This window comes from Streptomyces sp. NPDC005820, from assembly GCF_040630255.1.
Lineage (GTDB): Bacteria > Actinomycetota > Actinomycetes > Streptomycetales > Streptomycetaceae > Streptomyces.
On record NZ_JBEXXE010000003.1, the window covers coordinates 84,197 to 105,191 of the forward strand.

Annotated in this window: 17 protein-coding genes; 10 read left to right on the top strand and 7 right to left on the bottom strand. The window is 70.8% G+C overall.

Annotated features, from left to right (window positions below):
• Positions 1–46 precede the first annotated feature (46 nt).
• Together ABZ464_RS04545 and ABZ464_RS04550 are read left to right on the top strand one after the other, a co-directional pair.
• The gene (locus ABZ464_RS04545; RefSeq protein WP_359270833.1) at positions 47–1,435 is read left to right on the top strand and encodes an OFA family MFS transporter; all 1,389 of its coding nucleotides are present in this window, start codon (positions 47–49) and stop codon (positions 1,433–1,435) included.
• 3 nt (positions 1,436–1,438) lie between these two features.
• Complete coding sequence (locus ABZ464_RS04550) at positions 1,439–2,860, top strand: OFA family MFS transporter (protein WP_359270835.1); 1,422 nt, start codon at positions 1,439–1,441, stop codon at positions 2,858–2,860.
• A gap of 133 nt (positions 2,861–2,993) precedes the next feature.
• Here ABZ464_RS04550 and ABZ464_RS04555 read toward each other — a convergent pair whose 3' ends face one another.
• The 4 genes from ABZ464_RS04555 to ABZ464_RS04570 all read right to left on the bottom strand — a co-directional run bounded on the left by ABZ464_RS04555 (position 2,994) and on the right by ABZ464_RS04570 (position 6,470).
• Positions 2,994–3,671: a GntR family transcriptional regulator gene (locus tag ABZ464_RS04555; RefSeq protein ID WP_359270838.1), complete on the bottom strand. Its 678-nt coding sequence runs from the start codon at positions 3,669–3,671 to the stop codon at positions 2,994–2,996.
• Between the two features lie 220 nt (positions 3,672–3,891).
• Positions 3,892–4,839: a beta-ketoacyl-ACP synthase III gene (locus ABZ464_RS04560; RefSeq protein WP_359270841.1), complete on the bottom strand. Its 948-nt coding sequence runs from the start codon at positions 4,837–4,839 to the stop codon at positions 3,892–3,894.
• A gap of 172 nt (positions 4,840–5,011) precedes the next feature.
• A complete protein-coding gene (locus tag ABZ464_RS04565) occupies positions 5,012–5,155 on the bottom strand; it encodes a hypothetical protein (protein WP_167738980.1) in 144 nt (47 codons plus the stop codon).
• Complete coding sequence (locus tag ABZ464_RS04570) at positions 5,121–6,470, bottom strand: OFA family MFS transporter (RefSeq protein ID WP_359270843.1); 1,350 nt, start codon at positions 6,468–6,470, stop codon at positions 5,121–5,123. Before ABZ464_RS04570 ends, ABZ464_RS04565 begins: the two co-directional genes overlap by 35 nt.
• Before the next feature lie 227 nt (positions 6,471–6,697).
• On the opposite strand from ABZ464_RS04570, the gene ABZ464_RS04575 reads away from it, so the two are divergent.
• From ABZ464_RS04575 to fdhD, 5 genes are read left to right on the top strand one after another with little or no spacing between them, the layout of a single operon-like run.
• Positions 6,698–7,669 (top strand): 2-dehydropantoate 2-reductase, encoded by a 972-nt coding sequence (locus ABZ464_RS04575; RefSeq protein WP_359270846.1) that lies wholly within the window; start codon positions 6,698–6,700, stop codon positions 7,667–7,669.
• Between the two features lie 10 nt (positions 7,670–7,679).
• Positions 7,680–9,599, top strand: a complete 1,920-nt coding sequence (locus tag ABZ464_RS04580; protein ID WP_359270849.1) for a molybdopterin-dependent oxidoreductase — start codon at positions 7,680–7,682, stop codon at positions 9,597–9,599.
• A gap of 5 nt (positions 9,600–9,604) precedes the next feature.
• On the top strand, positions 9,605–11,428 hold the full coding sequence (locus tag ABZ464_RS04585; RefSeq protein WP_359271420.1) for an NADH-ubiquinone oxidoreductase-F iron-sulfur binding region domain-containing protein: 1,824 nt from the start codon (positions 9,605–9,607) through the stop codon (positions 11,426–11,428).
• Complete coding sequence (locus ABZ464_RS04590) at positions 11,425–12,285, top strand: 2Fe-2S iron-sulfur cluster-binding protein (protein WP_359270852.1); 861 nt, start codon at positions 11,425–11,427, stop codon at positions 12,283–12,285. The genes ABZ464_RS04585 and ABZ464_RS04590 overlap by 4 nt, the downstream gene beginning before the upstream one ends.
• A gap of 7 nt (positions 12,286–12,292) precedes the next feature.
• The gene (fdhD, locus tag ABZ464_RS04595; RefSeq protein ID WP_359270855.1) at positions 12,293–13,141 is read left to right on the top strand and encodes a formate dehydrogenase accessory sulfurtransferase FdhD; all 849 of its coding nucleotides are present in this window, start codon (positions 12,293–12,295) and stop codon (positions 13,139–13,141) included.
• A 72-nt stretch (positions 13,142–13,213) separates the two neighbouring features.
• On the opposite strand, the gene ABZ464_RS04600 is transcribed toward fdhD, so the two are convergent.
• Both ABZ464_RS04600 and ABZ464_RS04605 read right to left on the bottom strand, forming a co-directional pair.
• Positions 13,214–13,741, bottom strand: coding sequence for an isochorismatase family protein (locus tag ABZ464_RS04600; RefSeq protein WP_359270857.1), 528 nt, complete (start codon positions 13,739–13,741; stop codon positions 13,214–13,216).
• An 80-nt stretch (positions 13,742–13,821) separates the two neighbouring features.
• Positions 13,822–14,838, bottom strand: coding sequence for a bile acid:sodium symporter family protein (locus ABZ464_RS04605; RefSeq protein ID WP_359270860.1), 1,017 nt, complete (start codon positions 14,836–14,838; stop codon positions 13,822–13,824).
• A 139-nt stretch (positions 14,839–14,977) separates the two neighbouring features.
• Here ABZ464_RS04605 and ABZ464_RS04610 point away from each other — a divergent pair, with 139 nt between their 5' ends.
• Positions 14,978–15,895: a LysR substrate-binding domain-containing protein gene (locus ABZ464_RS04610; RefSeq protein WP_359270863.1), complete on the top strand. Its 918-nt coding sequence runs from the start codon at positions 14,978–14,980 to the stop codon at positions 15,893–15,895.
• Positions 15,896–16,083: 188 nt separating this feature from the next.
• Here the strand turns inward: ABZ464_RS04610 and ABZ464_RS04615 are convergent, their stop codons facing one another.
• Positions 16,084–17,064 (bottom strand): AsnC family transcriptional regulator, encoded by a 981-nt coding sequence (locus tag ABZ464_RS04615; RefSeq protein ID WP_359270866.1) that lies wholly within the window; start codon positions 17,062–17,064, stop codon positions 16,084–16,086.
• 143 nt (positions 17,065–17,207) lie between these two features.
• Here ABZ464_RS04615 and ABZ464_RS04620 point away from each other — a divergent pair, with 143 nt between their 5' ends.
• Positions 17,208–18,854 (top strand): MFS transporter, encoded by a 1,647-nt coding sequence (locus ABZ464_RS04620; RefSeq protein ID WP_359270869.1) that lies wholly within the window; start codon positions 17,208–17,210, stop codon positions 18,852–18,854.
• Between the two features lie 235 nt (positions 18,855–19,089).
• Positions 19,090–20,916 carry an AMP-dependent synthetase/ligase gene (locus ABZ464_RS04625; protein WP_359271423.1) on the top strand — a complete coding sequence of 609 codons (1,827 nt, stop codon included), beginning with the start codon at positions 19,090–19,092 and terminating at the stop codon, positions 20,914–20,916.
• Positions 20,917–20,995 lie beyond the last annotated feature (79 nt).

A 20,995-nucleotide genomic window follows, 5' to 3' on the forward strand; every position in this document is an offset into this window, starting at 1 on the left:
CAGGGGGCGCTGGCCAGAACTTTCGACGCAAGGGGTGCTGAGCGACATGACGACAACCGACTACTCGACGTCCCTCCCCTACCGGGAGGTGACCGACCGCAACGGCCGTGTGTACCGGATCGGCGAGTCCGACGTCGACATCATGGGCCGCAAACGCCGGTGGATGGTCATCCTGCCGTGGGTGGGCATGATGGGCATCAGTTCCGCCGAGTACGCGTTCACGTCGGCGGAGGACACGCTCCACGAGGCGCATCTGTGGAGCAGCGGACACATCTTCTGGCTGATGGGCGTCTGGGTGTTCTTCCAGGCGGCCGTGGCCTTCCCGGCCGGGCAGCTGCGGGAGAGCGGCAGGCTCCCCGCCCGCACGGCGATGCTGATCGGCGCGGTCGGGACCCTGCTGGGCTATGTCTCGCTGGCGTACGCGCCGAACGTGCTCGTCGCCTACTTCGGCTTCGGCATGTGCAGCGGCATCGGCGCCGGTCTGGTGTATGCGACCTGCGTGAACATGGTCGGCAAGTGGTATCCGGAGCGCAAGGGCGGCAAGACCGGCTTCGTCAACGGCGGCTTCGCCTACGGCTCGGTGCCGTTCGTGTTCCTGTTCACCTCGTACATGGACCTGGGCAACTACCAGGGTGTGCTGGCCTCGGTGGGCGTCGGGCTGTGCCTGGTGGTGGCTTCGGCGGGCTGGTTCTTCCGGGACCCGCCGAAGAACTGGTGGCCCACGCAGGTGGATCCGCTGAAGGTGACCGACGACCCGAAGATCCGCCGGGCGCTGGCGAAGAACCCGCCGGCGGCCCGGCAGTACACCCCGAGGGAGGCCGCGCGCACGCCCGTCCTGTGGATGATGTGGTTCTGTCTGCTGTGCACGGCCGGCATCAACATCTTCGGCATCGCCTTCCAGGTGCCGTTCGGCAAGGACATGGGCTTCGCCGGCGGGATCGTGGCCACCGCGATGTCCCTGAAGGCGATCGTCAACGGCACCGGCCGCGGTGTGATCGGCTGGATCTCCGACCGGTACGGCCGCCGCAACACGCTGATCATCGTGTGCATCGTGCTGGGCACCGCGCAGTTCGGCGTGCTGGTGTCCGGCCAGATGGGCAGCATGCCGTTCTTCCTGTTCTGCTCGATGGTCTCCGGCTTCGGCGGCGGGGCGATCTTCCCGCTGTTCGCGGCCATGACGGCCGACTACTTCGGTGAGAACAACAACGCCAGCAACTACGGCATGGTCTACAGCTCGAAGCTGATCTCGGGGCTCGTCGGTTCCGGTGTGGGCGCGCTCGTCGTCGACGCGTGGGACTACGAGGGCGCGTTCGTGCTCGCGGGCTCGATCGGGCTGGCCTCGGCGGTCCTGGCGCTGTTCCTGAAGTCACCGGGCACACCGAAGGCCCGGAGCATCGTCCCCAACCCGCAACCGCTCGGCGAGGAGATGGCGTAGACAATGACGGCGGATCGCATACAGGCGAACGGCTCGTCGACCGACTCCGGCGCCCGCGAGGGACTCCCCTACCGGGAAGTGTCCGACGCTCGTGGCCGCGTCTACCGCATCGGCGAGAGCGACCGGGACATCCTCGGTCACTCCCGCAAGCTCATGATCTGTCTGCCATGGGTCGCCATGATGGCGATCAGCGTCTTCGAGTACGCGTACGGCTCCGCGGAGGACACCCTGTCCCACGCGCACGGCTGGACGCAGTCCGACACCTTCTGGATCCTCAGCGTCTGGGTGTTCTTCCAGGCCGGGGTCGCGTTTCCGGCGGGCTGGCTGCGGGAGCGCGGGATCCTGTCGGCACGCGGCGCGATGTATACGGGATCCGGTATGTGCCTGATCGGATTCCTCGCACTGTCGCACCTGAGCGATGTGCTGCTGGCGATTCTCGGTTTCGGTGTGATCGGCGGCATCGGCGCCGGACTGGTGTACGCGACCTGCATCAACATGGTCGGCAAGTGGTTCCCGGAACGGCGCGGCGCACGCACCGGGTTCGTCAACGGCGGCTTCGCCTACGGGTCGCTGCCGTTCATCTTCATCTTCAACTACGGCTTCGACACGGCCAATTACCACCGGGTGCTGGACCTGATCGGCTGCTACATCATGATCGTGGTGTTCGGGTGCGCGTTCTTCTTCAAGGACCCGCCGAAGAACTGGTGGCCGGCCGACATCGATCCGCTGACGTACGCCGGCCACGGCGCGAACGCGACGAGCCTGGCCAAGAACCCTCCCGCGGTACGGCAGTTCACGCCGAAGGAGGCGATCCGGACCGGGATGCTGCCCCTGATGTGGGTCTCGATCGTGATGACGGCCGGGGTGTCGATCTTCGGCATCTCCTTCCAGGTCGACTACGCCAAGGACATCGGTTTCGGACCGCTGGTCGCGGCGTCCTCGATGGGTGTCATGGCGGTCGTCAACGGCGTCGGCCGCGGGGTCGTGGGCTGGCTGTCCGACCGCCGGGGCCGCAGGTCCACCCTGGTGTTCGTCATCGTCGTGCTGGGGCTCGCGCAGTTCGGCGTGATCTGGGCCGGTGACGTGCAAAGCGAAGGGCTGTTCCTGTTCTTCGCCTTCCTCTCCGGCTTCGGCGGCGGCGCGTTCTACCCGCTGTTCGCCGCGCTCACCCCGGACTACTTCGGCGAGAACTACAACGCGACCAACTACGGCCTGGTGTACAGCGGCAAGCTCGTCAGCGGCCTCTTCGGCGGCGGCCTCGGCTCCCTGGTGGTCGCGGCCTGGGGCTACGACGGCGCGTACGCCCTGGCGGGCGGCGTCTCGATGGTGGCGGCGGGCATCGCCCTGCTGCTGCGGCAGCCGGGGGCCACGACAGGCGGTCCGGCCGGAGGGGGGAGGGCTCGCACTAGCGGCGCCACCGCCTAGATCGGCGTACCGGATCGGGGCCCACCATGGCGTGGCGGGCCCCCATCGGCGTGCCTGCGACGGTTTTTGAGCGGGCGCCGGATGAGCCTGGAACCCCCGGTGCAGGACCGCCTGGTCCTGCACCGGGGAACGGTCAGGACTTGGCGCGGGCGTGGTACGAGCGCCGGGTGTGCTCCGTGTGCTCCCGCATGAGCCGGGTGGCCAGCTGTTCGTCGCGGTTGAGGATCGCGGTGATCAGATCACGATGCTCGATCCAGGACTGCTCGCCGCGCTGCCGGGCGACCGGCGTGTAGTACCAGCGCACGCGCCGGTCGACCTGGGCCGCCAGCTCGGCCAGGACCGCGTTGCCCGCCAGCTCCATGATCTTGGCGTGGAAGCGGGCGTTGAGGGCGACGGCGGCGTCCACGTCGTCGTCGGCCACGGCCTGCAGGCCCAGGGCCAGGATCTCGTCCAGGGCGTCGACGTCGTCCGTCTTCGCCTGCGTGGCGGCGAGGCGGGCCGCCTCGGCCTCCAACAGCGTGCGGACCGTGAGGAGTTGGTCGGCCTCCTCCTCGGTCGGCTCGTGCACGAACGCGCCCTGCGCGGGCCTGAGGTCCACCCAGCCCTCGGTGTTGAGCCGCTGGAGCGCCTCGCGCACCGGCTGGCGCGAGACGCCGAGATGGTTCGCCAGCTCGCTCTCGACGAGGTGCTGACCCGGCTGGAGGGCACGGGTGGTGATGAGCTCGAGCAGCGCCTCGTAGACGCGGTCGCGCAGCGGGCCTGGCCGTTCGAGCTTGGGCACCGCACCCTGCGGCAGTCCTGTCGACAACATCGGTCGGTTCCCCTCCTGGGCAGCGCCGGGCGGCAACGGCCAGCCGGAGTAGCCACGAATGCGAAAGACGTATGGAGTCAGACTGTATGAAGTCGGCTGTCCACTGTGTACTGCGTACTGTCTACAGCCGAGTATCGATTGTCTTTCGTCTACAGTCTACGGCGCACTGTGGCCAGCCCCCCGGGCCGTCGGACGCGTCACACCGCCACCGGCGAGCCGTTCACGGGCAGCGTACGACCTGTCCGGCGTACGACAGGTTGCCTCCGAAGCCGAACAGCAGCACCGGATCCCCGGTGGAGATCGCGCCCTGCTCGACCAGCTTGGAGAAGGCGAGGGGGATACTGGCGGCGGAGGTGTTCCCCGAAGCGGTGACATCGCGGGCGACCACCGCGTTGACGGCGCCGATCTTCTGGGCGAGCGGCTCGATGATCCGCAGGTTCGCCTGGTGCAGCACGACGGCGGCGAGATCCTCGGGGCGCAGTCCGGCGCGCTCGCAGGCCTGGCGGGCGAGGGGCGGCAGCTGGGTGGTGGCCCACCGGTAGACGCTCTGCCCCTCCTGGGCGAACCGCGCCGGCTGGCCCTCGATGCGCACCGCGTGTCCCATCTCGGGCACCGATCCCCACAGCACGGGCGAGATCCCGGGCTCGACGCCGTCGGGACAGGCCTCGACGACCGCGGCGCCCGCTCCGTCGCCGACGAGGACGCAGGTCGTGCGGTCGGACCAGTCCGTCACCTCGGACATCTTGTCGGCGCCGATGACCAGGGCGCGGGTCGCGGCGCCCGCGCGGACGGTGTGGTCGCCGGTGGCCAGGGCGTGGGTGAAGCCGGCGCACACGACGTTGACGTCCATGGCGGCCGGGCGCGGGATGCCGAGGCGGGCGGCGACCCGGGCCGCCATGTTGGGCGAGCGGTCGACGGCGGTGGAGGTGGCGACCAGCACCAGGTCGATGTCGGCAGGGGCGAGGCCGGCGGCGGCGAGCGCCTTGGAGGCGGCGTGCGCGGCCAGCTCGTCCACGGGCTCGTCGGGGCCGGCGATATGGCGGGTGTGGATGCCCACCCGGCTCCTGATCCATTCGTCACTGGTGTCGACCATGCCCGCCAGCTCCTCGTTGGTGAGCACCTTGGCGGGCTGGTAGTGGCCGACGGCGGCGATGCGCGAGCCGTTCATGTGGGGGTCCCCCTCGTTGCCGTGGGTAGCGGGATCCACCAGTCTGATCAGTGACTCGCGGGTACGGGGACAGGTGTTGCGACAGGAAACGGGCGCCGGGGTTGTCGGCTTCCCTCTAACCCTCGGACGCCCGAACACTTCCCGAACGCCTGCCCGTGAGCAGCGCGAACGGCTACCCGGTGAACAGTTTCGCCGCCTTCTGGACCAACTCGTAGAGTCCGTAGGCGAGCGGGGCGCCCACCCACAGCCAGGCGAGCGCGATGAGCGGCCGGCGGTCCGGCTCAGGCGGACTCGGGCTGCTGTCGGGCTGCGACATCGGCGGCCTCCTTCGTCGGGGCGGGCATGTGGTGGCGGGCGGCGACGGGGCGGACGAGCTCGTTGGCGACGAAGCCGACGGCGAGCAGCCCGATCATGATGAAGAGGGACAGGGAGTAGAGGTCCGAGCCGTGCTTGCCGGCCTCCTCCTGACGGTCGGCGATCCAGTTGACGATCAGCGGTCCGAGGACGCCGGCGGTCGACCAGGCGGTGAGCAGCCGTCCGTGGATCGCGCCGACCTGGTAGGTACCGAAGAGGTCCTTCAGGTAGGCGGGGATCGTGGCGAAGCCGCCGCCGTAGAAGGAGAGGATCACCAGGGCGCACAGGATGAACAGCGGCTTGGAGGAGTCGCCGATCAGCGCGATGAGCGCGTACATGAGCGCGCCGACGCCCAGGTAGAGGCGGTAGATGTTCTTGCGGCCGATCAGGTCGGAGGTGGACGACCAGCCGATGCGTCCGGCCATGTTGGCCGAGGACAGCAGGGCGACGAATCCGGCCGCGGCCGTGACGGACACCGGGGTGGAGGTGTCGGCGAAGAAGTCCGTGATCATGGGGGCGGCCTTCTCCAGGATGCCGATGCCGGCGGTCACGTTCATGCACAGGACGACCCACAGGCACCAGAACTGCGGGGTGCGCACCGCGGAGCGGGCCGAGACCTGCACGCCCGTGACACTGCTCGGACCGCTGCTCGCCTCGTCGGCGACCGCCGGGGCGGCGCGCGGGACGCGGACGAGGAGCACGCCGAGGGTCATGAAGACTGCATACGATATTCCGTGGACGAGGAACGCGAGCGCGATCCCGGAGTGGTCGGCACCGAAGGACTCCAGCATCTGCGCCGACCAGGGCGAGGCGATGAGCGCGCCGCCGCCGAATCCCATGATGGCGATGCCGGTGGCCATGCCGGGCCGGTCGGGGAACCACTTGATCAGGGTGGAGACGGGCGAGATGTAGCCGATGCCGAGGCCGATGCCGCCGACGAAGCCGTAGCCGAGGACGATCAGCCAGTACTGCTCGGTGGCGGCGCCGAGCGCGGAGATCAGGAAGCCGGTGGAGAAGCAGACCAGGGCGACCGTCATCGCCCAGCGCGGCCCGTTGCGCTCGACGAGCGTGCCGCCGAACGCGGCGGACAGCCCGAGCATGACGATGGCGAGCTGGAAGGGCAGCGCACTCTGGGTGCCGCTGAGGCCGAGAGCGGACTCCAGCGGGGGCTTGAAGACGGACCATGCGTAGGCCTGGCCGATGGAGAGATGGACCGAGAGGGCGGCCGGGGGCACGAGCCAGCGGCTCCAGCCGGGCGGTGCGACAGGGGGACTCATGAAACCCGAACGGTAGGAAGGATCAAGGGCGTTGAGAAGGCGGCGCGTCGACCGTATGCGATGAACGGTATGCAGCATGCGCCGAACGGTCGGACCGGCCGGTTTCCCCTGCGCGCGGCCGGTGCTGCGCGAACCCTTGCCGCCGTAACCACCATACTGTAGACAATATTCAGTCGACAGTGTTCGGCAGTTCCTCGGTACCCTCGACCGAACGGAGCTCCCTCACCATGAAAGTCGCAGTCCTCGGCGCCGGTGCGATCGGCGCCTACGTCGGTGCAGCGCTCCATCGCGCGGGCGCCGATGTGCATCTCGTCGCCCGTGGACCGCATCTGGCGGCCATGAGGCGGGACGGGGTGCGGGTGCTCAGTCCGCGCGGTGACTTCACCGCGCGCGCCCACGCCACCGACGACCCGGCGGAGATCGGCCCGGCCGACATCGTGTTCCTGGGTCTGAAGGCCCACTCGTACGCGGCGTGCGGGCCGCTGATCGAGCCCCTGCTGCACGACACCACGGCCGTGATCGCCGCCCAGAACGGCATCCCCTGGTGGTACTTCCACCGGCACGGCGGCCCCCACGACGGTCACCGCGTGGAGAGTGTGGACCCCCGTGGTGCGGTCAGCGCGGTGCTCGCGCCCGAACGGGCCGTCGGCTGCGTGGTGTACGCGGCCACCGAACTCGAAGCGCCGGGCGTCGTACGGCACTTGGAGGGCACCCGGTTCTCGGTCGGCGAGCCCGACCGCAGCGTCTCGGCCCGGTGCTCCCGCTTCAGCGAGGCCATGACGGCGGGCGGCCTGAAGTGCCCGGTGGAGCCGGATCTGCGCAACGACATCTGGCTCAAGCTGCTGGGCAACATCTCCTTCAACCCGATCAGCGCGCTCGCCCGCGCCACCATGCGGCAGATGTGCCTGCACGGCGGCACCCGCCGGGTCATCGAGACGATGATGCGCGAGACGCTGTCCGTCGCCGAGGCCCTCGGCTGCGAGGTGGGCGTCTCCATCGAACGCCGGCTCGCGGGCGCCGAGCGGGTCGGCGACCATCGCACCTCCACGCTCCAGGACCTGGAGCGCGGCAAGCCGCTCGAACTCGACGTACTGCTCGCGGCCGTCGTCGAGTTGGCGGAGATCACCGGCGTCGAGGTGCCCACCCTGCGCACCGTGCACGCCATCTCGGACCTGCTCGCCATCAGGAGCGCCGCATGAGGAGTGTCGTATGAGGAAGCGGCCGTCGAAGACCTACACCCGGCTCACCCATCCGCTGGTGCGCGACTCCCGCGACGAGCCCTTCCGGCCCGCGAGCTGGGAGGAGGCGCTCGACCGCGCGAGTCGGGGACTCGGGCGCAACCGGGGGGCGTTCGGGATGTTCTCCTGTGCGCGGGCCACCAACGAGATGAACTTCGTGGCGCAGAAGTTCGCCCGGGTGGTGATGGGCACCAACAACGTCGACTCCTGCAACCGTACGTGTCACGCGCCGAGCGTCGCGGGGCTGTCGGCGGTCTTCGGCTCGGGCGGCGGGACGTCGTCGTACAAGGAGATCGAGCACACCGACCTCATCGTGATGTGGGGCTCCAACGCCCGTTTCGCGCACCCGATCTTCTTCCAGCATGTGCTGAAGGGGATCAGGAACGGCGCCCGGATGTACGCGGTCGACCCGCGCCGCACCTCCACCGCCGAATGGGCGGAGAGCTGGCTCGGGCTCAACGTCGGCACCGACATCCCGATGGCGCACGCGATCGGCCGGGAGATCATTCGAGCGGGCCTGGCCAACGGGGCGTTCATCGAACGGGCGACCTCCGGATTCGAGGAGTACAAGGCGCTCGTCGAGCCCTGGACGCTGTCGCTGGCGGAGAAGGTGACGGGCGTACCGGCGGCAGCCATCCGGGAGTTGGCGCACGCCTACGCCCGTGCGGAGCGCGCCCAGCTGTGCTGGACCCTCGGCATCACCGAGCACCACAACGGCACCGACAATGTGCGCGCGCTGATCAACCTGTCGCTGCTGACCGGTCAGATCGGCCGCTACGGCGCCGGGTTGCAGCCGCTGCGCGGCCAGAACAACGTCCAGGGCGGCGGCGACATGGGCGCCATACCCAACCGGCTGCCCGGCTTCCAGGACATCCTCGACCCCGCGGCCCGGCTGAAGTTCGAGTCGTCGTGGGACACCGTCATCCAGCCCCACTACGGGCTGAACCTGACGGAGATGTTCGAGGCGATGGAGGAGGGCACGCTCAGGGCGGTGTACTGCATCGGCGAGAACCCGGCGCAGTCGGAGGCCGACAGCGAGCAGGCCGTACGGCGCATGCGGCAGCTGGACTTCCTCGTGGTGCAGGACATCTTCCTCACGAAGACGGCCGAGTTGGCGGACGTCGTGCTGCCCGCGACCGCCGGCTGGGCGGAGACCGACGGCACGACCACCAACAGCGAGCGGCGGGTGCAGCGGGTACGCCGGGCGGTCGTACCGCCCGGTGAGGCGCGCGAGGACATCGACATCATCTGCGAGCTCGCGGCGCGGCTCGGCCACGACTGGAAGTACGCGGACGCCGAGGCCGTGTGGAACGAGCTCCGGTCCCTCTCCCCCGACCACCACGGCATGACGTACGCCCGGCTGGAGGAGCACCAGGGCATCCAGTGGCCGTGCCCGAGCACCGAGCGGCTTGAACCCACCTATCTGCACAGCCGGTTGTGGGAGACCGACCCGCAACAGCGGGGCAGGCGGGCGCCGTTCGGGATAGTGCGGCACGATCCGCCGGTCGACCTGACCGACGATCGGTACCCGATCCGGCTGACCACCGGACGGCGTCTGGACTCGTACAACACCGGTGTGCAGAGCGGGAGTTTCGCCTCCCCGCTGCGGCGCGGCGAGTTCGTCGAACTGTGCCCGGAGGACGCCGAGCGGTACGGGGTCGTGGTCGGTGAGCAGGTGCGGGTCACCTCACGGCGGGGCGCGGTCGTGGCGCCGGTGTGGATCGACACCGCGCTGCGGCCCGGGCTCGCGTTCATGACGATGCACTTTCCGGACGAGGTGGACACCAACCAGCTGACCATCGAGGCCAATTGCCCCATCGCGGGAACGGCGGAGTTCAAGGCGTCGGCGATCCGGATCGAGAAGCTCCCCGCCCCGATCACTGTGAGGTGACGCAAGTGGACCTGCACTTCGGCGACAGCAAGCCGACCGACGAGGAACGGGCAGCCGTGGACGCCCTGCTCGGCCCTCCGCAGTCGTCGTGGGAGGGCGCCGACCGCACGGACGCCGACCTTCGGTGGGCGCGCGGCGGGCGCGAGGCCCGCGACCGCCGTGACCTGCTGCTGCCGGGGCTGCACGCCCTCAACGACCGCGTCGGCTGGATCAGCGAGGGCGCCCTGGACTACCTGTGCCGGCGGCTGACCGTGCCGCCGGCGGAGGCGTACGGCGTCGCCACCTTCTACGCGATGTTCTCCGTGCGGCCCCGCCCGGCGACCGTGCTGCACCTGTGCACGGACCTGGCCTGCGCGGCGGCCGGCGCGGCGGAGCTGTGCGCCGGGGTCGAGGCCCGGCTCGGTCCGGGCAGTGGGGTGGCCGTGGAGCGCAGCCCCTGCCTCGGCCTGTGCGAACGCGCCCCGGCCGCCCTCGCGATCAGGGCGGGTGATCCGGTGCGTACGGCGGTGTCGGCGCCGTCGGGCGTCGAGGCGGCCGTACTCGCCGCGAGCGCGCCCGACTCGGCACCGCAGGAGCCGCCGCCGGCGCGGGCCGTCCCGCAGGCCGGCGATCCGTCGCTGACGCTGCTGCGGCGCATCGGCGAGGTCGATCCGTCGTCGCTGGACGACTACCGGGCGCACGGCGGATACGCGGCCCTGCGGCGGGCGTTCGCGCTCGGCCCCGCCGGGGTCATCCGCGAGGTCACCGACTCCGGCCTGGTCGGCCGTGGCGGCGCGGCCTTCCCCACGGGCCGCAAATGGCAGGCCACGGCGTCCCAGCCGGACCGTCCGCACCATCTGGTGTGCAACGCCGACGAATCCGAGCCGGGCACCTTCAAGGACCGCGTGATCATGGAGGGTGATCCGTACGCGCTGGTGGAGGCGATGACGATCGCGGCGTATGCGATCGGCGCGCATACCGGATACCTCTACCTGCGCGGCGAGTATCCGCGGGCGATACATCGTATGCAGTATGCCGTCGACCAGGCGCGGGCCCGCGGTCTGCTCGGCGACGACGTCCTCGGCCAGGGTTTCGCCTTCGACATCGAGATCCGGCGCGGCGCGGGCGCCTACATCTGCGGCGAGGAGACCGCACTGTTCAACTCGATCGAGGGATACCGGGGCGAACCGCGGTCGAAGCCGCCGTTCCCCGTGGAGAAGGGCCTGTTCGGCAAGCCGACGGTCGAGAACAACGTGGAGACACTCGTCAACGTCCTGCCGATCCTGACCATGGGCGCGCCGGCATACGCGGCGATCGGCACGGCGGCGTCCACCGGCCCCAAGCTGTACTGCGTCTCGGGCAGTGTCGAGCGTCCCGGCGTGTACGAGCTGCCGTTCGGCGTGACGCTGGGCGGGCTGCTGCAACGGGCGGGAGTGCGGCCGGGGCTGCGGGCCGTGCTGCTCGGCGGTGCGGCGGGCGGCTTCGTACGGCCGGACGAGCTCGGCATCCCGCTCACCTTCGAGGGCACCCGCGAGGCGGGCACGACGCTGGGTTCGGGGGTGGTCATGGCGATCGACGACACGGTGCCGCTCCCCCGGCTGCTGCTGCGCATCGCGGAGTTCTTCCGCGACGAGTCGTGCGGGCAGTGCGTGCCGTGCCGGGTGGGGACCGTGCGCCAGGAGGAGGCGCTGCGCCGGATCGCCGACCGTGCGGGCGCGGCGGCGGCCGATGACATCGCCCTGCTCAGGGAGGTGGGGCGGGCGATGCGGGACGCCTCGATCTGCGGTCTGGGGCAGACCGCGTGGAACGCCGTGGAATCCGCCATCGACCGTCTGGGGGCGTACACATGACCGTGACACCGCTGGGGATCCCGCGTCGGCTGCTGGAGTTCACGATCGACGGGACGGAGGTCCGGGTTCCGGAGGGGGCGACGATCCTCGACGCGTGCCGGGCCGCGGGGAAGGACGTGCCGACCCTGTGCGAGGGGGACACGCTGCGGCCGAAGAACGCGTGCCGGATGTGCGTCGTCGAGGTCGAGGGGGCGCGCACGCTGGCGCCGGCCTGCTCGCGCCGGGCCGAGCCGGGGATGGTGGTGCGCACGGACACCGAGCGCGTCCGGCACAGCCGGAAGATCGTCCTGGAACTGCTGGCCTCCTCGGTCGACCTGTCCACGACACCCCGGACCGCGGGATGGATCAAGGAGTACGAGGCGAAGCCGGACCGTTTCGGCCCGGACGCGGCCCGCCTGAACGAAGAACCGAAGATCGACAACGATCTCTACGTCCGTGACTACGACAAGTGCATCCTCTGCTACAAGTGCGTCGACGCCTGCGGGGACCAGTGGCAGAACACCTTCGCGATCTCCGTGACGGGCCGGGGTTTCGACGCCCGGATCGCCGTGGAACAGGACGCGCCGCTGACCGACTCGGCGTGTGTGTACTGCGGGAACTGCATCGAGGTGTGCCCGACGGGGGCGCTGTCGTTCAAGTCGGAGTACGACCGGCGCGAGGCGGGCACCTGGGACGAGTCGGCCCAGACCCGGACGACGACGGTGTGCGCATACTGCGGAGTGGGCTGCAATCTGACCCTCCACGTGCAGGACAATGAAATCGTGAAGGTCACCTCTCCGCACGACAACCCGGTGACCCACGGCAATCTCTGCATCAAGGGCCGCTTCGGCTACCAGCACGTACAGAACCGGGGCTGATCACCACATGGGACGAGTCACCGAACGACGCAAGGTGCTCCGCATACGCGACGGAGCGGTATCCACCCGCCCGGACACACTCGTCGCCGAGGAACCGATGGAGATCCGGCTGAACGGCAAGCCGCTCGCCATCACCATGCGCACCCCGGGCGACGACTTCGCGCTGGCGGCCGGATTCCTGGTCAGCGAGGGCGTACTGGCTACTGCATCCGATCTGCAGAACATCGTCTACTGCGCGGGGGCGACCGCCGACGGCTCCAACACCTACAACGTCGTGGACGTGAGGACGTCCCCCGGCGTCACGGTCCCCGACATCACCCTCGAGCGGAACGTGTACACCACCTCGTCCTGCGGGCTGTGCGGCAAGGCCAGCCTGGACGCGGTGCGGACGACCGCCCGCTGGCCCATCGCCGACACTCCCCCGGTCCGCGTCGACGCCGACCTGCTCGCGGAACTCCCCGACCGGCTGCGCGCGGCCCAGCGGGTCTTCGACCGGACCGGGGGTCTGCACGCGGCGGCCCTGTTCACCGAGGACGGCGAGCTGCTGGACGTACGTGAGGACGTGGGCCGGCACAACGCGGTCGACAAGCTCGTCGGGCGTGCCCTGCAGAACGGTGACCTGCCCCTGTCCCGCACGATCCTGCTGGTGTCGGGGCGGGCCTCCTTCGAGCTGGCGCAGAAGGCCGTGATGGCGGGCATCCCGGTGCTCGCGGCGGTCTCGGCGCCGTCCTCGCTGGCCGTGGACCTGGCCGCGGAGACGGGACTGACGCTGGTGGGCTTCCTGCGGGGCAGCTCCATGAACGTGTACGCGGGTGAGGACCGCATCGCCCTGCGGACCGCGGCCGCCCGCGGGTGACCCGGTCTCCCCGCGGCACGGCGGCGGGGCCCCGAACGGCGGGGAGCGCCCCCTGCGCCGCGGGGCCCCGCCTCAGTCCGCCGCCAGGCGCAGCCGCGCCGCCCGTACGACCGTGCCGAGCCGCGGGAAGTCCAGCTTCACCGACGCCTGGTGCTCGGCCTCGGTGAGCGCGGCCATGGCGTCCTCGACGAAGACGAGGTCGTAGCCGAGGTCGCCGGCGGCTCGGGCGGTGGACTCGACGCCGAGGTTGGTGGCGATGCCGCCGAGCACGACGGTGGTGACGCCACGGGCGCGCAGCGCCTCGTCCAGGCCGGTGCCCTGGAAGGCGCCGATCGTGCGCTTGACGATCTCCACGTCGCCCTCGGCGAGCAGCCCGTGGACGAGTCCGCTGCCGGGCGGCTGTTCGGCGACGCCGGGGCGTTCGACGCGGACGAGGACGACCGGGGCGCCGGCCGTGCGGAAGGCGTGCGCCAACTCCTCGGCGACGGACAGCACTTCGGTGCCCTTGCGGGGTTCCAGGGGCAGGGCGACGATCCGGTCCATCAGGTCGACGAGGACGAGGGCGGTGCGCGCGGGGGCGAGCGTGAGGGGTGCGGTCATGACGGAACGTTATCGGTCATGAGCCCTGCGTGCCCGGGATCCGGATCAACAGGCCCGTGCGGCGGTCACGTTCGGGCGCCTCACACCGCTGCCGACGCCCGCTGTTCGTTGGCCGTCCGTGACTCCTCCAGCGGATCCCGTGCGCGCCGCTTGGCGATCACCGCGCACACCATCAGCTGCATCTGGTGGAACAGCATCAGCGGCAGCACGGCGAGGGAGGCGTGCGCGCCGAACAGGACGCTCGCCATGGGCAGTCCGGAGGCGAGGGACTTCTTCGAGCCCGCGAACTGCAGGGCGATCCGGTCCTCCCGGCCGAAGCGCAGCGCCTTGCCGCCGTACCAGGTCAGGGCGAGCATCACCACGAGCAGCACGGCCTCGACGACGAGCAGGCCGCCGAGGCGTACGGGGCTGACCTGGTGCCAGATGCCCTGGACCATGCCCTCGCTGAACGCGGTGTAGACGACCAGGAGGATCGAGCCGCGGTCGACCAGCCCGAGCACCTTCTTGTGGCGGGCGACGAAGGCGCCGATCCAGCGGCGCAGCAGCTGCCCGGCGGCGAACGGCACCAGCAACTGCAGCACGATCTCCACCAGCGAGTCGGCCGAGAAGCCCCCTCCGCCGCTGCCGAGGAGGGCGGCCGCGAGCAGCGGGGTGACGACGATGCCCACCAGAGAGGAGAAGGAGCCGGCACAGATCGCCGCAGGAACGTTCCCGCGGGCGATCGAGGTGAAGGCGATCGACGACTGGACCGTCGACGGGACCAGGGTGAGGAAGAGTAGCCCCTGGTAGAGCGGCTGGGTGAGGAACACCGGCACGAGGCCGCGGGCGGCGAGGCCCAGCAGCGGGAAGACGACGAAGGTGCAGACGAGGACGGTGGTGTGAAGCCGCCAGTGCTTCAGACCGTCGAGTGCTTCACGGGTGGAGAGACGGGCGCCGTACAGGAAGAAGAGGAAGGCGATGGCGGCCGTGGAGGCTCCGGAGGCCACGTCGGCGGCGGCGCCGCGGGCCGGGAACAGTGCCGCGAGCCCGACCGTCCCGAGCAACAGCAGGATGTAGGGGTCGACCGGCATCCGACTCGGCCACTGCAGGCGTTTCACGGTGCTCCACGTACGTTCGATGGGGGCGCGTCGGGGGCCGGGGGCCCCTCTCCATCGTCCTCTTCCGTTCCGTGATCGGGAATCCGTCATACCGCTCTGACTGTGATCGCTGTATGCGATAACCAGTACAGTGCCTACTGTGTACGATCCCTCGCATCTGCGGACCTTCCTGGCGGTCGCCCAGACACTGAGTTTCACTCAGGCCGCGCGCCGGCTCGGGCTTCGCCAGTCCACCGTGAGCCAGCACGTACGGCGACTGGAGGACGCGACCGGACGGGCCCTGTTCACCCGGGACACGCACTCCGTGGAGCTCACCGAGGACGGCGAGGCGATGCTGGGTTTCGCGCGCCGGATTCTGGACGTCCACGAGCAGGCAAGCGCTTTCTTCACGGGCACGCGACTGCGCGGCCGGCTCCGTTTCGGCGCCTCCGAGGACTTCGTGCTGACCCGGCTGCCGGAGATCCTGGAGGGCTTCCGTTACGACCACCCCGAGGTCGACCTCGAACTGACCGTGGAACTGTCCGGCACCCTCTACGAACACCTCGCCGCCGGGAAGCTCGACCTGGTGCTCGCCAAACGGCGCCCCGAGGACCCGCGCGGCGAACTGGTCTGGCACGACGACCTGGTGTGGATCGGCGCCGAACGGCTCCGCCTCGACCCCGAACGCCCCGTGCCGCTCATCGTCTTCCCGCCGCCCGGCATCACCCGCGCCCTCGCCTTCGAGGCACTCGAACGGCAGGGACGCGCCTGGCGGATCGTCTGCACGAGCGGCAGCCTCAACGGGCTGATCGCCGCCGCCCGGGCCGGCCTCGGCGTCATGGCCCACTCCCGCGGCCTCGTCCCACCGGGCCTCGTCCGCGTCCCGGACCGGGCTGGACTGCCGGAACTGGGCCGCGTCGACTTCGTCCTGGTACACGGGCGGCGGCACACATCGGCCCAGGGAGCGGCGGACGCACTGGCGGCGGCGATCCTGGCCGGCGGGGACCGGCTGCAACGACGGCCGGTGGCGGGAGGCGGGAGGCGGGGTGGTTCTCGGGAGGGCGGGGAGGGCGGATGAGGTGGCGGCCATGGGGTGCATACACGAGGCGGAACATTGCATACCGCACACTGCGGCCGGGAGACGGCGGACCGCAGACCGCAGACCGCAGACCGCAGACCGCAGACCGCAGACCGCATATTGCATACCGTCTGCCGTCGACCTAGACCACGCCCGCTGCCCCTCCCCCCTTCACCCCCTCACCCCCCTCACCGCCCCACCTCCTGATAAGTCAGCTGCTTCACCCTCCGCAGGAACGGCGTGGCCTCCACATGCTGTACCCCCTCCAGCCGCCCGAGCGCCCCGCTGAGGTATCCGTACAACCCGGCCGTGTCCCGGACGACTGCGGTGACGACGATCTGGGAGGGGCCGGCGGTGGCCGAGGCGAAGGCGATCTCGTCGTGGGTGGCGAGGGCCTCGCCGACCGCGTGCAGCGCGGAGGGCGCGGTCGTGATCCACAGGGCGGCGGCGAGGCCGTGCCCGAAGGCCTCGGAGTGGTACTCGACGTCGATGTAGACGGCGCCGGAGGCGAGCAGGGCGGCGAGGCGGCGTTTGACGGCGGACTCGGAGCGGCCGGTGGCGCGCTGGAGTTCGGGGTATCCGGCGCGGCCGTCGCGTTCGAGGACGGCGAGGAGGGGTTCGTCCTCGGGGGTGATCCGGGCGGGGCCGGCGGGGGTGTCGAAGCAGGGGGTGAGGGCCGCGGTCTGGTCGGCGTCGAGGGCGCCGTACTTGCGCAGCCAGCCGGTGGGGCCGCCGTAGAAGCGGTGCAGGAGCTGCTGGGCGCGGATCTCGACGACGCTGGGGGTGCGCGGGAGTTTGGCGAGGAGCAGGTCGTCGTGGTCGCCGGGGTGGCGGGGGCGGGTCATGCAGACGATCTCGGTGCCGCCGGAGCCCAGGCCGATCCAGGCGGTGTCGCGGCGTTTGGCGAGGGCGTCGGCGATGACGGTGGCGCTGTCGGGGACGCAGCGCAGGCGGAGCATCCACTGGTCCTGGCCGAGGCGTTCGGCGTCGCGGACGGCGACGACCCGGAGGCCCGCCTCGGCGCTGAGGCGGCGGAAGCGGCGGGCGACGGTCTGGTCGGAGACGCCGAGGACCGCGCCGAGCCGGCTGAAGGAGGCCCGGCCGTCGACCTCCAGCGCCGACAGCACCTGCAGGTCCAGCTGATCGAACGTGTCGGATTCCATCCTCATCGGACGCTCCCCCGTCGGATTCCGTCGGCGGTATGCCGTATACCGCCGCGATCGGCCGCGCTGTAGCCATCGTACGGAATGCTGCATACACAAGGCACGCAGCAGCATTTCGCATACAGCATCCATCGGACAGGAGTGGAGAGATGCGCGGTTGGGGGCCGCTGACGGCGGTGTGTCTGGGCACGTTCATGTTGTTGCTGGACGTGACGATCGTGGTGGTGGCGCTGCCGGACATGGCGAAGGCGCTGGGCGCCTCGCTGAGTGATCTGCAGTGGGTGGTGGACGGGTACGCGCTGGCGCTGGCGGCGCTGCTGCTCGGGGTGGGGGCCGCGGCCGACATTCTGGGGCGGCGGCGGGTGCATGTGGCGGGGGTGGTGCTGTTCGCGGCGGCGTCCCTGCTGTGCGGGCTGGCGTCGGGGCCGGGGACGCTGGTGGCGGCGCGGGCCGTGCAGGGCGTGGGGGCGGCGGCGATGTTCGCGACGACGTTGCCGCTGCTGGGCTCGGTGTACGAGGGGCGGCGGCGGTCGGCGGCGCTCGGGGTGTGGGGCGCGGTGAGCGGCGGGGCCGCGGCGGTCGGGCCGATCGCGGGCGGGCTGCTGGCCGAGGGGCCGGGCTGGCGGTGGATCTTCTTCGTGAATCTGCCGGTGAGCGTGGTCTCGGTGTGGCTGACGCTGAGGGTGGTGCCGGAGTCCACCGGTCCGCGGGGGAAGCGGGTCGACTGGGCGGGTACGGGGGCCTTCGCGGCGTTCGCGGGCGGGACGACGTACGCCGTCGTACGGGCCGGGGAGGACGGCTGGACGGCGACGGCGACGGCGGCCTCGTTCCTGCTGGCCGCGCTCGCGCTGGTCTGTTTCGTGCTGGTGGAGCGGCGGGCGGCGCATCCGCTGCTGGATCTTGCGCTGCTGCGCCGGCCGGCGTTCGTCGGGGTGCTGGTGGGGGCGCTGGCCTTCAGCGGGGTGGCGTTCGGGGTGACGCCGTATCTGTCGATCTGGATGCAGACGCTGCTGGGGATGAGCCCGGTGCGCGGGGGGCTGACGCTGCTGCCGATGACGGTGGCGGCGATGGTCACGGCGATCGTGGTGGGCAAGAGGCTGGACGGTGTACCGGCGCGGCTGACGATCGGGGGCGGGCTGCTGCTGATCGGCGCGGGGTGTCTGGCCCAGGCGGTGCTGGGGGCCGGGTCGGACTGGAGGGCGCTGGTGCCCGGGTTCGTGCTGGTGGGCGTGGGGACCGGGTTCGTGTCGCCGACCGTCGCGGGCGCGGCGCTGGCGGCGGTGGAGCCGGCGCGGCACGGGATGGCGGGCGGTGCGGTGAACACCGTACGGCAGCTGGGGTACGCGCTCGGGGTGGCGGTCTTCGGGACCGTACTGACGTCGCGGATGGCGGACGATCTGCCGCGGGGGACCGCGCACGCGGTGGCGGGCGGGGGTGCGGCGGCGTTCGAGGGGGTCGTACCGGCGCACACGCTGCGGGCGGCGTTCGCCGCCGGGCTCGACGCGGCGCTGGTGGCGGCGGGCTGTGCGGGGCTGGTCGCCGGTCTGCTGGTACTGCTGCTGGTGCGGGCGCCACGCGTGGCGGCCGGCGCCGGAGCGACCGACTCGGCCGCAGGCACAGCGGCCGATGCGGCTGTCGGCACTGTGCCGGACCCGACCGCAGGCACAGTGACCGATTCGTCCGTCGGCACTGTGCCGGACCCGACCGCAGGCGCAGTGACCGATGCGGCTGCCACACCAGTGACGGATTCGGCCGTCGCGGCGCTGTCCGAGGAGAAGGTGGCGCGTCGTCCGTGAGCCTCGTGGGGAGGGGGCGGGCGGCGTAAGTGCCGCGGGCAGATTCGGTGGAGATTGCGGCACCGAAACTTACTGAACCGTCAGTTTTCTGTCCGACCCTTCCCCATGTGAGCCCATTTTCCGGCACTGACCAGCGCAGACGAGAGCATCACTCGCTTTCCGGCCCCTCCCGCCCCGCCCGAGGGTGGGGTAGCTTTCACGGCGCTGCGCGGCCTTGAGAAGCGGGGTGCTGGTTTTGCGCGAGTTCACCAACCCTCCGTTGGCGTTGGCACCGCCGGTCGGCGGTCTGGCCGATGTCGTGTTCACGCATGCCCAGCAGGACCCGCACCGTGTGGCGCTCGGCCGCAAGGACGAGCACGGCCGGTGGCGGGACGTGACGTCCGCCGAGTTCCGCGACGAGGTCCTCGCGCTCGCGAAGGGCCTGCTCGCGCAGGGGGTCCGGTTCGGCGACCGGGTCGCGATCATGTCCCGCACCCGTTACGAGTGGACCCTGTTCGACTACGCGCTGTGGACGATCGGCGCGCAGGTGGTGCCGGTGTATCCGACGTCGTCGGCGGAGCAGTGCTTCTGGATGCTGTACGACGCGGAGTGCACGGCGGCGGTCGTGGAGCACGAGGACCACGCGATGACGATCGCCACGGTCATCGACCGGCTGCCGCGGCTCGGGCGGCTGTGGCAGCTGGACGAGGGGTGTGTGCAGGAGCTGTACGACGCGGGCGCCTCGGTGGAGGACGAGGTGGTGCACCGGCACCGGGAGGCGGTCACGCCCGACTCGATCGCCACCGTCATCTACACCTCGGGCACCACGGGCCGGCCCAAGGGCTGTGTGATCTCGCACGGCAACTTCATGTTCGAGGCGGACACGGTCATCGAGCGGTGGGAGCCGGTGTTCCACTCCCGCAAGGGCGACGAGGCGGCGACGCTGCTGTTCCTGCCGCTCGCGCATGTCTTCGGGCGGATGGTGCAGATCGCGGCGATCCGCGGCAGGGTCCGTTTCGGTCATCAGCCGCAGCTGCACGCGGCGGCGCTGCTGCCGGACCTCGCCGCGTTCCGGCCCACGTTCTTCCTGGCCGTGCCGTACATCTTCGAGAAGGTGTTCAACGCGGCCCGCCGCAAGGCCGAACGGGAGGGCAGGTCGGGGCCGTTCGAGAAGGCGGTGGAGGTGGCGACGGCGTACGCGGAGGCGGTGGAGGCGAAGGCGTGGGGCACCGGGCCGGGCCCGTCGGCGGGGCTGCGGATGCAGCACCAGTTCTTCGACAAGGTCGTCTACTCGAAGGTGCGCGCGGCGATGGGCGGCCGGGTGCGGCACGCGATGTCGGGCGGTTCGGCGATGGACCGCCGGCTCGGGCTGTTCTTCGCGGGCGCGGGGGTGCAGGTCTACGAGGGGTACGGGCTGACCGAGTCGACGGCGGCGGCGACCGCGAACCCGCCCGGCCGCACCCGCTACGGCACGGTCGGGCAGCCCATTCCCGGCATGACCGTGCACATCGCGGACGACGGGGAGATCTGGCTGCGCGGCGACAACGTGTTCCAGGGCTATCTCAACAACCCCAAGGCGACCGACGAGACCCTGCACGACGGGTGGCTGGCCACCGGCGACCTGGGCTCCCTCGACGAGGACGGCTATCTGACCATCACCGGCCGCAAGAAGGAGATCCTCGTCACCTCGGGCGGCAAGAGCGTCTCGCCGGGGCTGCTGGAGGAGCGGGTGCGCGACCATCCGCTGGTCGGCCAGTGCATCGTCGTCGGCAACGACCGGCCGTTCGTCGCCGCTCTGGTCACGCTCGACCACGAGGCGGTGGAGCACTGGCTGCAGATGCGCGGCAAGCCGCCGATGACGCCCGCCGAACTGGTGCGGGACGCGGATCTGGAGGCGGAGGTGCGCCGGTCGGTGGTGGCCGCGAACACGCTTGTCTCGCAGGCCGAGTCGATCCGCACCTTCCGCATCCTGGCGCAGCCGTTCACGGAGGAGCACGGGCTGCTCACTCCGTCGCTGAAGCTCAAACGCAAGGCGATCGAGAACGCGTACGCGAACGAGGTCGACGCGCTGTACCGGACGTAAAGCTTTGGGGTGTGGGTGCGGGGTCAGGAATGCTGCACGGTGTGTGATCGTTGACGATGGGAGTACGACTTTGACGGAC